The organism is Streptomyces sp. AM 4-1-1, from assembly GCF_029167625.1.
In the GTDB taxonomy this organism is placed as follows: Bacteria; Actinomycetota; Actinomycetes; order Streptomycetales; family Streptomycetaceae; genus Streptomyces.
The window spans coordinates 429546-442331 of record NZ_CP119145.1 but is presented as its reverse complement, the minus strand read 5'-3'; the positions used below and the strand labels follow the sequence as shown (position 1 = coordinate 442331).

The 12786-nt window shown below is 71.8% G+C and carries 11 protein-coding genes; 6 read left to right on the top strand and 5 right to left on the bottom strand.

Features of this window, described 5'->3' with window-relative positions; genetic code table 11:
- Positions 1-21: 21 nt before the first annotated feature.
- Entirely contained in the window at positions 22-465 is a 444-nt protein-coding gene (locus PZB75_RS01930) for a MarR family transcriptional regulator (protein WP_275533529.1), read from the bottom strand.
- Positions 466-593: 128 nt separating this feature from the next.
- Between PZB75_RS01930 and PZB75_RS01925 the strand changes: the two genes are divergently transcribed.
- Entirely contained in the window at positions 594-2402 is a 1809-nt protein-coding gene (locus tag PZB75_RS01925; RefSeq protein ID WP_275533528.1) for an ABC transporter ATP-binding protein, read from the top strand.
- 140 nt (positions 2403-2542) lie between these two features.
- Here PZB75_RS01925 and PZB75_RS01920 read toward each other — a convergent pair whose 3' ends face one another.
- Complete coding sequence (locus PZB75_RS01920; protein WP_275533527.1) at positions 2543-3625, bottom strand: NAD(P)-binding domain-containing protein; 1083 nt, start codon at positions 3623-3625, stop codon at positions 2543-2545.
- A gap of 205 nt (positions 3626-3830) precedes the next feature.
- Between PZB75_RS01920 and PZB75_RS01915 the strand changes: the two genes are divergently transcribed.
- Positions 3831-4253, top strand: a complete 423-nt coding sequence (locus PZB75_RS01915) for a YjbQ family protein (RefSeq protein ID WP_275533526.1) — start codon at positions 3831-3833, stop codon at positions 4251-4253.
- Between the two features lie 360 nt (positions 4254-4613).
- Here the strand turns inward: PZB75_RS01915 and PZB75_RS01910 are convergent, their stop codons facing one another.
- Together PZB75_RS01910 and PZB75_RS01905 are read right to left on the bottom strand one after the other, a co-directional pair.
- Positions 4614-6395 (bottom strand): siderophore-interacting protein, encoded by a 1782-nt coding sequence (locus PZB75_RS01910; RefSeq protein ID WP_275533525.1) that lies wholly within the window; start codon positions 6393-6395, stop codon positions 4614-4616.
- Positions 6395-7381: an ABC transporter substrate-binding protein gene (locus tag PZB75_RS01905; RefSeq protein ID WP_275533524.1), complete on the bottom strand. Its 987-nt coding sequence runs from the start codon at positions 7379-7381 to the stop codon at positions 6395-6397. The genes PZB75_RS01910 and PZB75_RS01905 overlap by 1 nt, the downstream gene beginning before the upstream one ends.
- 150 nt (positions 7382-7531) lie before the next feature.
- On the opposite strand from PZB75_RS01905, the gene PZB75_RS01900 reads away from it, so the two are divergent.
- The 3 genes from PZB75_RS01900 to PZB75_RS01890 all read left to right on the top strand — a co-directional run bounded on the left by PZB75_RS01900 (position 7532) and on the right by PZB75_RS01890 (position 10451).
- A complete protein-coding gene (locus PZB75_RS01900; protein WP_275538551.1) occupies positions 7532-8272 on the top strand; it encodes a helix-turn-helix domain-containing protein in 741 nt (246 codons plus the stop codon).
- A gap of 89 nt (positions 8273-8361) precedes the next feature.
- Complete coding sequence (locus PZB75_RS01895; protein ID WP_275533523.1) at positions 8362-9420, top strand: iron chelate uptake ABC transporter family permease subunit; 1059 nt, start codon at positions 8362-8364, stop codon at positions 9418-9420.
- Positions 9417-10451, top strand: coding sequence for an iron chelate uptake ABC transporter family permease subunit (locus tag PZB75_RS01890; protein ID WP_275533522.1), 1035 nt, complete (start codon positions 9417-9419; stop codon positions 10449-10451). Before PZB75_RS01895 ends, PZB75_RS01890 begins: the two co-directional genes overlap by 4 nt.
- Positions 10452-10551: 100 nt before the next feature.
- Here the strand turns inward: PZB75_RS01890 and PZB75_RS01885 are convergent, their stop codons facing one another.
- The gene (locus tag PZB75_RS01885) at positions 10552-10995 is read right to left on the bottom strand and encodes a nuclear transport factor 2 family protein (RefSeq protein WP_275533521.1); all 444 of its coding nucleotides are present in this window, start codon (positions 10993-10995) and stop codon (positions 10552-10554) included.
- Between the two features lie 676 nt (positions 10996-11671).
- Here PZB75_RS01885 and tsaD point away from each other — a divergent pair.
- Positions 11672-12748 (top strand): tRNA (adenosine(37)-N6)-threonylcarbamoyltransferase complex transferase subunit TsaD, encoded by a 1077-nt coding sequence (gene tsaD, locus PZB75_RS01880; protein ID WP_275533520.1) that lies wholly within the window; start codon positions 11672-11674, stop codon positions 12746-12748.
- The last annotated feature ends 38 nt before the right edge of the window (positions 12749-12786 follow it).

Genomic DNA, 12786 nt, shown 5'->3' with positions numbered 1-12786 from the left:
GGCCGGTACGGGCGACGCGGTTCAGCCGCGATGCCTCGGCATGCCGTCCACCAGCGCGGACAGCAGTTCGCCGAGCGTCTCGCGCTGCTCGGTGTTCAACGGAGCCAGGATCTCCTCCGCGGCGGCGCGGCGCGCGTCGCGCAGCGAGCGGAGGGTGGCGCGGCCCTCCTCGGTGATCTCGACACGCACCACCCGTCGATTGGCCGGATCGGCCGCGCGCCGCACCCGGCCGCTCGCCTCCAGGCCGTCCACCAGGCTGGTCACCGCGCGCGGCACGACGTCCAGCCGCTGCGCGAGATCCGCCATCCGGGGCGGTCCGTCGCAGTGGGCGACCGTGCGCAGCAGCCGGAACTGGGCGGGGGTGATGCCGATCGGCTCCAGCTGGCGGCTCTGGATGCGGTGCAGCCTGCGGGTCAGCCGCAGCAACTGCTCGGCCAGCGGGCCGTCGGCGTCGGGGGAATCCATGCGGGAACAATATCAGGAGCTGGTTCATTGTGAACGAAGGTAACAATGAGCTATGCTCTCATCCGCCCGATCCTCCGCCCCCTCGCGGCGTCCGCCCGACGTCTCCCGCACACCCGACGAAGGAGCACATGAAACCCGACGAACCCACCTGGACCCCCTCGCCGCCCGGAGACGCCGACCGCTCACCCGGTGAGCTGCGCCGGATCGTCCGTCTCTTCCGCCCCTACCGCGCCCGGCTCGCACTGGTCGGGCTGCTCGTCGGTGCCTCGTCCCTGGTGTCGGTGGCCTCGCCGTTCCTGCTCCGGGAGATCCTGGACACCGCCATCCCCGACGGCCGCACCGGGCTGCTCTCGCTGCTCGCGCTCGGCATGATCCTCACCGCCGTGCTGAACGGCGTCTTCGGCGTCCTGCAGACCCTGATCTCCACCACGGTCGGCCAGCGCGTGATGCACGACCTGCGCACCGCGGTCTACACCCAGCTCCAGCGGATGCCGCTCGCCTTCTTCACCAGGACCCGCACCGGAGAGGTCCAGTCCCGCATCGCCAACGACATCGGCGGAATGCAGGCGACGGTCACCTCCACCGCCACCTCGCTCGTCTCCAACCTCACGGCGGTGACGGCGACCGTCGTCGCCATGCTGGCCCTCGACTGGCGGCTCACCGCCGTCTCGCTGCTCCTGCTGCCGGTCTTCGTCTGGATCAGCCGCCGGGTCGGCCGCGAGAGGAAGAGGATCACCACCCAGCGTCAGAAGCAGATGGCGGCCATGGCGGCCACGGTCACCGAATCGCTCTCGGTCAGCGGCATCCTGCTCGGCCGGACGATGGGCCGCTCGGACTCCCTGACCAAGGGCTTCACCGAGGAGTCCGAGCGGCTGGTCGACCTGGAAGTGCGCTCCAGCATGGCCGGACGCTGGCGGATGTCGACGATCGGTGTCGTGATGGCCGCCATGCCCGCCCTCATCTACTGGGCCGCGGGCCTCGCCCTCGGGTCCGGAGGACCCGCCGTCTCCATCGGCACCCTGGTCGCCTTCGTCTCGCTCCAGCAGGGCCTCTTCCGTCCGGCGGTGAGCATGCTCTCCACCGGTGTGCAGATGCAGACCTCGCTCGCCCTCTTCCAGCGCATCTTCGAATATCTGGACCTCACGGTGGACATCGACGAACCGGAGAACCCGGTCCGCCTGGACAAGGTCCGGGGCGAGGTCCGCTTCGAGAACGTCGAGTTCAGTTACGACGAGAAGAGCGGCCCGACCCTCAGCGGCATAGACGTGACCGTGCCCGCGGGCCACAGCCTGGCCGTCGTCGGCCCCACCGGCTCCGGCAAATCCACGCTCAGCTACCTCGTCCCGAGGCTGTACGACGTCACGGGCGGCCGGGTCACGATCGACGGCGTCGATGTGCGCGACCTCGACTTCGACACCCTCGCCCGCGCGGTCGGCGTGGTCTCCCAGGAGACGTACCTCTTCCACGCCTCGGTCGCCGACAACCTGCGCTTCGCCAAGCCGGACGCCACCGATGCCGAGCTGGAGGCCGCGGCCCGCGCGGCGCAGATCCACGACCACATCGCCGCACTCCCGGACGGTTACGACACGCTGGTGGGCGAGCGTGGATACCGGTTCTCGGGCGGCGAGAAACAGCGCCTGGCCATCGCCCGCACCATCCTGCGCGATCCGCCCGTGCTGATCCTCGACGAGGCGACCAGCGCCCTCGACACCCGTACGGAATTCGCCGTGCAGCAGGCGATCGACGCCCTCTCGGAAGGCCGGACCACCCTCACCATCGCGCACCGGCTGTCCACCGTCCGTGACGCCGACCAGATCGTCGTCCTGCACGCGGGCCGTACCGTCGAACACGGCACGCACGAGGAACTGGTCCAGCGGGACGGCCGCTACGCCGCACTCGTCCGCCGCGACGCCCCGCTCGCCCCGGCGGTCACATGACGCGCGGGCGGCCCGGTGACCGGAGCGCCCGCCAGGCACCGAGTGACGGACGAGGTCACGCCACCGGCCGTACGACCGTGCCGGGACGGAGACCGATGGCGCCCGTCCCGGGCAACCCCCGTCCGGATGCGGGTCACAGGTCACACCCCGGCCGGCGCACGTTCCCGGCGTCCGGCCGGGTCGAGCAGCCGCTCGATCGCGCGCACCGCTGACCGCCCCGCCCGATTGGCCCCGATGGTGCTCGCGGACGGCCCGTACCCGACGAGCTGGACGCGTGGATCGCGTACCGCCCGCGTGCCGTCCAGCCGAATGCCCCCGCCCCGTTCACGCAGCCGCAGCGGCGCCAGATGGTCGATGGCGGCCCGGAACCCGGTCGCCCAGAGGATGACGTCCGCGCCGGCGCTCCGGCCGTCGTCCCAGGCCACCCCCTCGGGGGTGATCCGGTCGAACATCGGCAACCGGTCGAGCACGCCCTCCGCACGGGCCCGCCGGACGGCATCGGTGAGCGGCAGACCGGTCACGCTCACCACGCTCCGCGGCGGCAGCCCGCGCCGCACCCGTTCCTCCACCATCGAGACGGCCGCCCGTCCCTCGTCCGCGCCGAACGGTCCCTCACGGAACACGGGGGGCCGGCGGGTCACCCAGTGCGTCTCCGCCGCCACCTCCGCGATCTCCATCAGATGCTGGGTGCCGGAGGCGCCGCCACCGACCACGACCACCCTCAGACCGGCGAACTCCTCCGGCCCCGGATAGTCCGCGGTGTGCAACTGCCGCCCCCGGAACGTCTCCTGACCCGGAAGACGCGGCCAGAACGGCCGGTCCCAGGTCCCGGTGGCGTTGATCAGGGCCCGCGCCCGGTATGTTCCCTCCGACGTCTCGACCAGCAGCCGCCCGCCGCCGCCCTCGCGTACCGCCCGCACCTCGACCGGCCGGTGCACCCTCAGCCCGAACGTCTCCTCGTACTCGGCGAAGTACGCGCCGATCACCTCGGACGACGGCCGGCTGTCGTCGGCGCCGGTCAGCTCCATCCCGGGCAGCGAGTGCATCCCGTGCACCTTGCCGTACGTGAGCGAGGGCCACCGGAACTGCCAGGCACCACCGGGACGCGGAGCGTGGTCGAGAACGACGAAGTCACGGTCGGGCGCCAGCCCGGCGCGCCGCAGATGGTAGGCGGCGGACAGCCCCGCCTGCCCGGCGCCGACCACGACCACGTCCACATCCACGCCGCCGCTCCCAGCCGTACGCAACCCGGTTCCGTTCACGCTTCTACCAACCGTCGGAACGGCGGGGATCTTCCCGTCAACGGCTCTGTCACGGGCCGGCCGGGTGCCCGGCCGGACGCCCAGCGGGATGCCCCGTCGGTGCGGCCGATCGCGCGCGGCCACCCCGGAGCGTGCCGTTCCGCCGCACGCGCGGGAGGATGGGAGCATGCCCGACGCCTTCACCACCCACGTCCTGCACCTCACCACCGGGTCGACCGAGACGGTCACGGACCTGACGGCCGACTGCGAACGGTTCCTCGGCCGTGCCGCCGACGGCCGGGACGGTCTGCTCAACGTCTTCGTGCCGCACGCGACCGCCGGCATCGCCGTCCTGGAGACCGGAGCGGGCAGCGACGACGACCTCCTCGCCACCCTCCACACGGTGCTGCCCGCGGACGACCGCTGGCAGCACCGCCACGGCAGCATGGGACACGGCCGCGACCATGTGCTCCCGGCACTCGTGCCCCCGCACGCCACCCTGCCGGTGATCGGCGGGCACCTGGAACTCGGCACCTGGCAGTCCGTCTGCCTGGTCGACACCAACAAGGACAATCCCGACCGTCAGGTCCGGCTGAGCTTCCTCGGTTAGCCGGCCGACTCGGAGAGCGCACGCAAGCCGGGGAACCCCCGGCGGCCTGTTCCGGCGGGGTTCCGTGTGTGGCGGTGTGTGCGGGGAGTGTCCGCTTCGGTCCGGTCGGCTTCTTCTCGCGTGAGGTCGCGTCGTCCGCCGCGCCGGCTCACTTCGTCGGCACCGCACGAGCGAGTTCCGTCAGGGGCCGGGGTGTATGGAGTGGATCTTCACCGTCCGGTGGCATCGCGGAGGCGGAGCGCCGCGTGGCGCTCGCTGACGGCGGGAAGGCTCCGCCTGATCCTCGGCCCCGCACGGCCGCTCCGGGAATTCCCGGAGCGGCCGACCTCGTCCCGGCCATGGCCCGGAGGCCCGGGGACGTCAGGCCCGGTGCAGGACAGTGGCCTCCGCGCCCCAGCCGAGCGCGATGGTCCGGCCGACGTCCCAGCCCGACCGCTTCGCGAGGGCGGCGATGGCGGCGGAGTCGCGCAGGGGGCTGCCGGTCGCACCGTACGCGTGCAGGGCCGCCTCCGCCGCGTGCGGACTCAGGCCGTCGGGGCGGGACGCCTCGACGAGGACCGCCGTCCGGGTCCAGTCGGTGAGCCGAGTGAGGAGCAGCGTGGCCTCCTGATCGGTGCGGTACGCGAGGGCCTTGGCGGCGACGGCCACATCGGCGGGGCCGGCCGTCCAGTCGATACGTTCCGGCGCCGGAACCTGTCCGCGCAGGACCGTGGCCGGTGTGGCGTCCTCCGCGATCCGCAGTCGCGGACGCCGTCCGGCGTCGTCGAGAGCGGCGACCACCGAGGCGCTGCCCGGCCCGGTCAGGAGGCAGGTCCCGACGTCCTCCCAGAGGGGGTCGGCCGTCAGGCCGTCCAGCAGGAAGACCAACTGCTCGCACTCCTCGACCAGTTCGCCGTAGCGTTCCGCGTCGTGGGTGACCGTGTCGTGCAGGGTGGTGCCCGAGGCGAGCCGCCAGGGGGACGTACCGTTGCGGAGCGCGGGAGCGAGGTGAGTGAGGGCGAGCAGCAGCTCGGCCTCGTGGCCGGTGTACTCCTCACGCTCGTGGTCGTCCAGGAGTTCCTCACCCGCCGGGCCGAGGCGCAGCCCGGTCCCGTCGTCGGCACCGACGACCACGTCGTACGCGGCGAGCAGTGGAAGTAGTACGTCGATCCCCGGTCCGGGCATGCCCAGGCGTGTCGCGAGCGCGCCGACTGGGAGTCCCGGTGCGTCGGCCACCGCGTCGACGACGCCGAGCAGCAACGCGGCCCGTGTGACCAGCCACGGCAGCGGGGAGGGGACCCGGCCGTCGGCGGGGCCGCGGGCGGCAGCGCCGTTGTCGGCCGTGCCCTCCCCTTCCGGCGCGGTGGCCTCCTCGCGGTGCCAGTAACCCGTGATGTTCAGACGGTCCTTCGGGAGCTTCCGTTCACGCTGGAGATACCGGCGTACCGGGAGCAGCGCCCGGCTCTCCGCCGCCGCCCAGGCGTACCCCTCACCCGTCGGCACCGGCAGCGCGCGGACGGCGGCGTCCAGTGCCGCCGCGTCACCCGGCTCCGCGACCACCCAGGTGATCGTGTCGCCGTCGCGCAGCGCCAGTTCCTGGCGTGCCGAGTCGTCCGAGACGGTCACCAGGACGTGCGCCGTGGCGTCGAGCGGACGTTCGTCGAGGAAGCGGCCGATCGCGGGCAGTGCTGTCTCGTCCCCGACGAGAAGCATCCAGTCCAGCCGTTCCGGCAGCCGGAGCGACGACTTGGGCCCGACGAACCACAGCTCGTCGCCCTCCCGCGCCGCCGCGGACCATGTCTCCGCGGGCCCTTCGCCGTGCACCACGAAGTCGAGGTGAAGCTCACCCTTCTGAAGGTCCACCCGCCGGGGTGTGTAGTCACGGGTCAGCCGGTGTTCGGCCGGTGTCCACTCGATGCCGTGCGGCAACTGGGCGGGGAGCGCCGCGTGGATGTCCCCGTCCGCGGCCAGGATCAGCTTGATGTGGTCGTCGAACCCGGGCGCGGAGAAGGCGGGACGGCCGATTCCGTCGCGGGTGAACGCGGCGAGATCCTCGCCGCCGAGAACGACTCGCCGCATCCTGGGGGTCACTTCGTGGACACGGCGCACGGTGAGCCGGCGCAGGACGAGGGGGTGCGTCGTGTACGCGCGCTGGGCGGCCATCAGGAGAACCGCTTCTCGATGATGTCGAGCAGGGCCATCGACTCGTCGTAGTCGCCGCGCAGCACCCAGTACGGCAGGTCGTAGGCGTGGTTCGCCTTGAAGGCGGGCAGCGCGCCGTAGACGGGGTTCTTCTTCAGGGTGGCGACGTCGGTCGTGTCGGCGTTGAAGCCCATGACGAACACGGACGGCTGGGTGATCGTCTGGCCCACCTTCTCGGTCGACAGCTCGAACATGTCACCGCCCTGCCCGTACACCTTGAAACCGCCCTTGGCGAAGACCGGCGCCGGCTCGATGCCGACCCTCTTCAACTCGGTGGGCAGGCCCACGCTCTCCACAAGGCCGTAGGCGGTGCCGTCGCCGGTGAGGGCGAGGAAGGACACGGGGCCGGGCGGCGGCGTGATCGCCTTCTTCACCTCGGCGATCCGCTTGTCGTAGGCGGCCAGGTGCCGGTCGTAGACGTCGGGCTTGCCGAACACGTCGTCGGCGAGGAAGGAGAACTGGCTCCGCCAGTCGCCGAGCTTCTTGCCCACGAGCACGGTGGGAGCGATGCCGGAGAGGTTGTCGTACACCTTCTCCGCCTGGAACAGCGGGAAGCCGATGCCGCCGCCGACGATGAGGTCGGGCTTGAGGGCGAGGATCGCCTCCAGATCGAAGCCGTCGACGCTCCACGGCAGGAACGTCGTGCCGTCCTCCTTCGCCTCCTTCTCCCAGTACGGGGAGAACTTGCCCTTGCCGTCGGCGTCCTCGGGAATCGTGGCGCGCACCGGCACGTCGAGGTCGTAGAGGTACCCGGCGAGGGCATGGTTCAGCACGACCACACGCTTGGGGTCGGTCGGCACCTTCACCTCGCCGTAGTCGGTCTTGACGGTACGGGTCTTCGCGACGGGCGCCTTGTCCCCGTCGCCCGACGAGTCGGAGGCCGAGCAGCCGGTGAGGGCCAGCGCGGCGACGAGCGCGAAGGCGAGAAGGCGGGCAGGAGCAAACATGGGACCTCATGTGACTGGGCAGGGCAGGCTCGAGTGTTCGAGCTATTGGTAAGGTGAGGCTAACCTTGCTGGTTCCGTTGCGTCGATCCGAGTGTGACATCGCCGGTGACGGACACGACGCGTCGCATACAACGGGAGGCACGCTTGCCGATGACATTCCTCGGCACCGTGGTCCCCGAGAACGCCATCCGCTTTCTCGGGCACGACACGCATCGGCACGACGAGCCGCACCTCGTCTACCTGGTGACCGGCAACGCCCGACTGTCTGCCGACGGCGCGGAGTGGCGGCTCGGGCGACACGAGGCAGTCTGGCTCGCTCCCCGCGTGCCGCACGCGCTGCGGATCGAGTCGGGCGGCATGGCACTCGGCCCCACCCTCAACCCCGGTGACCTGCCCCGATGTCGTGTGCAGCCGCTCGGGGCGGTACCCGCGATCGTCGAGGTCATGACCACCACGCTCGGCGCGGCGCCGAGCACGGCGGAGCAGGTCCAGCCGTTCCGTCAGGCACTGGGACGCGTGCTGAGGGGCATCTCCCGGCAGTACTTCCCGGTCGTGCTCCCCGCCCATCCCGCGGTGCGCGCACTCGCCCGCGAGGCCCTGCGCACTGCCTCCGGGACGCTGGAGCAGCTCGCCGCGCAGCACCGGATGAGCCCCCGGCAGGTGCAGCGCGTCTTCCTCGACGAGACCGGACTGCCCTTCACACGGTGGCGCAACCGGGCCAGGATGAACGCCGCCGTCGAACACCTCCGCGGCGGGGGTGAGCTGACGGCGGCGGCCAGGGCGGCCGGCTACGCGACCCGGGCCGGACTGCTGCGCGCGCTGAGCCGCGAGTCCGGGGTGCCCGTGAGCGCGCTCAGCACGGACGCGGTGGGGGCGCTCGGCGGTCACTGAATCGGGAGCCAGGCAGTTCAAGCAGTTCAAGTACTTCGATCACGCACGGCACCGGGCTGTCCGGGTGACGGGTTGCTCAGGGAGGTTCGATGCCACAGGCGCTCGCGACGACGACCGCGCCACCACCGACTGCGTCGTCGCGGTCGTCGCGTCGCAGGACACGCCGGCTCCTCGGCCTGGGCGTCGCCGTCGGCGCGCTCCTCGTGGCGGTGCTGCTCAGCGTCGCGATCGGCTCGGCGATGCTCCCCCTTGACGTGGTGTGGCAGGCGCTGACCGCTCCCGACGGCTCCGCTTCGCACGCCACGATCAGCGCCGCCCGCGTGGACCGCACGCTGCTCGGCATCGTCGTCGGTGTGTCCCTGGGCGTGGCGGGGGCGCTCATCCAGGCGCTCACCCGCAATCCGCTCGCCGACCCGGGTGTTCTCGGCGTCAACGCCGGCGCGGGTTTCGCCGTCACCCTGGGTGTGGCCGTCTTCGGCGTCACGCGCATCGAGCAGTACCTGCCCTTCGCCTTCGTCGGCGCCGTCGTCGGTTCAGCGGTGGTCTACCTCGCCGCGAGCGGCGGACGGGGCGGGCCCTCGCCGCTGCGGCTCACCCTCGTCGGGGTCGCTTTCACGGCGGTGCTGTCCGGCATCTCCCAGACCCTCGCCCTGATCGACACGGAGACCTTCGACCGCATGAGATTCTGGGGAGCGGGCACCATCACCGACCGCCCGACGGGCACAGCCGGTGACATCGCGCCCTTCGTCCTGGCCGGTCTGCTGGTCGCCGTCTGCTGTGCGCGTCCGCTCAACGCGATCGCACTCGGCGACGACGCGGGGCGGGCTGTCGGTCTGCGGATCGGTGCGACCCGGTGCGGTGTGGTGATCGCGGTGGCCCTGCTGTGCGGTGCGGCGACGGCCGCGGCGGGCCCGCTGATGTTCGTCGGTCTCATGGTGCCGCACGCCGTGCGATGGCTCACCGGACCGGACTGGCGCTGGATTCTTGCCTACTCCGCCGTCCTCGCCCCGGCGATCGTGCTGGTCGCCGATGTCCTGGGCCGGCTGATCGTGATCCCCGCCGAGCTGCCGGTCGGTGTCATGATGCCGCTCATCGGCGCGCCCGTACTGATCCTGCTGGTGCGCGGAAGCCGGATGAGGGCGCTGTGAACGGGGTGTTCGTCCTCAGGGCAGGGCCCCTGAGTCTGAGAGCGTCGCGCCGTGTGGTCGTCGTGTGCGGCCTGCTGTGGGTCGCGCTGATCGCGCTGGCCCTGTGGGCGTTCACACTCGGCAGCTACCCGCTGAGCCTCGGCGACCTGATCGCGGTCATGTCGGGCACGGCCGGCGACAGCGTCCGTACCGTCGTCCTGGAGTGGCGGGCACCGCGCATCGTCGCCGCCGTGGTGTTCGGGGCCGCCCTGGCCGTGGGCGGCGCGATCTTCCAGTCCCTGACCCGCAACCCGCTCGGCAGCCCCGACGTCATCGGCTTCACCACCGGCTCCTACACCGGTGTCGTCCTCACGCTGCTCGCGGGCGCGAGCAGTTACTCGGCGCTCGTGGCGGGCGCGCTCGCAGGCGGGCTCGTCACCGCCTTCGCCGTGTATCTGCTGGCGTTCCAACGGGGTGTGCGGGGCTTCCGGCTCATCATCGTGGGTATCGCGGTCGGTGCGTTGCTGTCCTCGGTCAACACGTGGTTCTCGGTGAAGGCCGATGTGGACACCGCGCTGAGGGCCGCGGTGTGGGGCGCCGGCTCACTGAGCTCCATCGGCTGGCCCGCCGTCATGATGGCCTCCGTCCTGACGGCGGGGGTCGCACTGGCGGCCACCGTGGTGCAACGCCGGATGCGATTGCTCGAACTGGGCGACGACACGGCGGCGACGCTGGGAGTACCCGTCGAGCGCACGAAGCTGCTGCTGGTGGTCCTCGGCGTGGCCGCTACAGCCGCGGTGACCGCCGCGTCGGGCCCCATCGCCTTCGTCGCGCTGGCGGCGCCGCAGATCGCCCGCCGTCTCACCGGGCGGGGAGCCTCCGTCGACCTCGCCGGTTCGGCGCTCGTCGGCGCGCTCCTGCTGCTCGGCGCCGACATCGCGGCGCAGCATGCGATTCCGGATGTGCTGCTACCGACCGGTGCGGTCACCGTGTGCGTCGGCGGGGCGTATCTGCTGGTACTGCTGGTGCGGGAGTCCCGGCGGGGCTTGTAGGGCAGCCGAGTCGGCCGACCGGCGGGCCGGGGAAGGTCAGCGGTCCGTGGTCCGCGAACGTGTGGCTGCGGCCTGCCATCGCGCGGTCGCCAGGTGGCCTTCACCTGCTCTCCGCCTCGAATGCCTGGGCGACCGCCAGGCTGTCCTCGTAGACATGGTGGCGGGTGACGAGGCCGTCCTCGACCGTGAGGTGCAGGGCGAACCGCGCGCGATACGCCCGCCCGGTGGGCCGGGCGGTCTGGCGAATCTCACCGAGCACGACTGCGTCGTCGCCATCGACGAGGATGCGCTCGATCTCGGTGGCCACGTGCTCAGGCTCGTGGTGCTCGGCAAGCTCGCGGTAGTGATCGGCCGCGTCGGCCCGGGTGGACCGGTGACGAATCCACGGCGTGGCCGTTCGGCCGTGCTCGGCCTCCGGCCAGTCCAGCTTCCAATCGCACCGCTCGGCATACAGCTCGGCGATGCGCCCGGGATCGCCTTCGCCGATTCTGCGCAGGAGTTCCCCGATGACGGCGCGTGTGTTCTGAGGTGTGGCTATGGACATGGTCGGCCTTCTCCCTGCAGATCCGCGTCCTGCCGACGCGGAGAAGGCCCCATTCTTGCCCAGTGCGGGCAAGCCGAGCCGGCCGACTCGGAGGCAGGGCAAGCGAGTCACCGTGACGACTTCCGACACACGCATGCTTCCGTGCCGCTGACCGGTTCCCCTTGACGCGACAGATCCTGGCCTTGGGTTTCCATCCATTCCCGGGTGCTCCGCTCCGGCCCGACCGGTTCCGTCCGGTGCGGGGACGCGGGGTTGCCGCCCGGGTCCGGCGGCCGACGAGCCGGGACACCACCTCCTGGCCCATCTCCCCGACGATCGGCGGACCGAGTCGGCGCTGGGCGCTCTGGGGGGAGGTGACGGCGGACAGCGCCGGGGCGGCGAACACGCACAACCGAAGTGGCGGACGGTCTGGCGGCGCAGGGCCACCGCTTCGGGCCGGGAGCGGTCCCAGCGTTTGCCGGTGTTCTCCGCGGACCGGTCCGTCAGCGGCGTCGGACGGGCAGGACATCAGCGACTGGGCTCGCCAGATCCGGGGGCGCACCGCCGTCGGTGCGTCCCCGGTCGCGCGTCGGGTCCTCTCTGATGACCCGACGGCTCCTGGAGCGATGCCGCACCTTGTTGCACATGGATTGCAACTACACTTCTGTGGCAAGAACCCGCTTCGGGAGGAGATGCGATGGCGACGGACCGGATCGTGCTGGGGATCGAGTCGTCGTGCGACGAGACGGGTGTGGGGATCGTCTCGCGGGGGCGCCTGCTCGGCCATGCGGTGGCGTCGAGCATGGACGAGCACGCCAGGTTCGGCGGTGTGGTCCCGGAGATCGCCGCACGCGCTCATCTGCACTCCTTCAACCCGGTGGTCAGGGAGGCGCTGAACCGGGCGGGACTGCGGTTGTCCGACATCGACGCCGTGGCGGTGACCACGGGGCCGGGGCTGGCCGGCGCGTTGCAGGTCGGGCTCGCCGGAGCGAAGACTCTGGCCTACTCGACGGGTGTGCCGTTGTACGGGGTGCACCATCTGGCGGGGCATGTCGCCGCCGACACACTGGAGCACGGCCCGCTGCCCGACCCGTGCGTGGTGCTGATCGTCTCCGGCGGGCACACGTCCCTGCTGGTCGTGCGGGACCTGGTCCGCGATCCCATCGTGCATCTGGGTGACACGGTGGACGACGCGGCGGGTGAGTGCTTCGACAAGGCGGCCAGGGTTTTCGGGCTGCCCTACCCGGGCGGCCCCGCCATCGACCGCGCGGCCCGGGGAGGCGATCCGCGGGCGGTGGCCTTCCCCCGGCCGCTGACCGGCCCGAAGGACGATCCGTACGCGTTCTCCTTCTCCGGGCTCAAGACGGCAGCGGCCCGCTGGGCCGAACGGCACCGCCTCGGAGACCAGGAGATCCCTCTGTCCGACGGCGCCGCGTCACTCCAGGAGGCCGTCGCCGACGTACTGACCCGCAAGGCGCTCGCCGCCTGCCGTGCCTACGGCGTGCGGACCCTCTTGATCGTCGGCGGCGTCGCCGCGAACTCGCGGGTGCGGGCTCTCGCCGAGGAGCGCTGCGCCGCCGCCGGTGTCGGTCTGCGCGTACCACCCCTGTCCCTCTGCACGGACAACGGCGCGATGATCGCCGCCGTCGGGGATCTTCTCCTCCGGGCGGGCGCCGACCCCGCCCCGTTGGACCTGTCCGTCGACCCTTCGGCTCCGCTGGAGTACGCCTCGCTGCATCCGGTCGCCCGGCCCTCCGCCGCGGGAGCGGCATGACACCACCGGCCCACGTCGTGCGGAACGGCGACGGCGCC

Bases quoted from the DNA above. Each gene is read 5' to 3' on its own strand.
- PZB75_RS01895 (WP_275533523.1), top strand. From the start codon at position 8,362: ATGCCACAGGCGCTCGCGACGACGACCGCGCCACCACCGACTGCGTCG.
- tsaD (WP_275533520.1), top strand. From the start codon at position 11,672: ATGGCGACGGACCGGATCGTGCTGGGGATCGAGTCGTCGTGCGACGAG.
- PZB75_RS01915 (WP_275533526.1), top strand. From the start codon at position 3,831: ATGCCCGACGCCTTCACCACCCACGTCCTGCACCTCACCACCGGGTCG.
- PZB75_RS01900 (WP_275538551.1), top strand. From the start codon at position 7,532: ATGACATTCCTCGGCACCGTGGTCCCCGAGAACGCCATCCGCTTTCTC.
- PZB75_RS01925 (WP_275533528.1), top strand. From the start codon at position 594: ATGAAACCCGACGAACCCACCTGGACCCCCTCGCCGCCCGGAGACGCC.
- PZB75_RS01930 (WP_275533529.1), bottom strand. From the start codon at position 465: ATGGATTCCCCCGACGCCGACGGCCCGCTGGCCGAGCAGTTGCTGCGG.
- PZB75_RS01885 (WP_275533521.1), bottom strand. From the start codon at position 10,995: ATGTCCATAGCCACACCTCAGAACACACGCGCCGTCATCGGGGAACTC.
- PZB75_RS01910 (WP_275533525.1), bottom strand. From the start codon at position 6,395: ATGGCCGCCCAGCGCGCGTACACGACGCACCCCCTCGTCCTGCGCCGG.
- PZB75_RS01905 (WP_275533524.1), bottom strand. From the start codon at position 7,381: ATGTTTGCTCCTGCCCGCCTTCTCGCCTTCGCGCTCGTCGCCGCGCTG.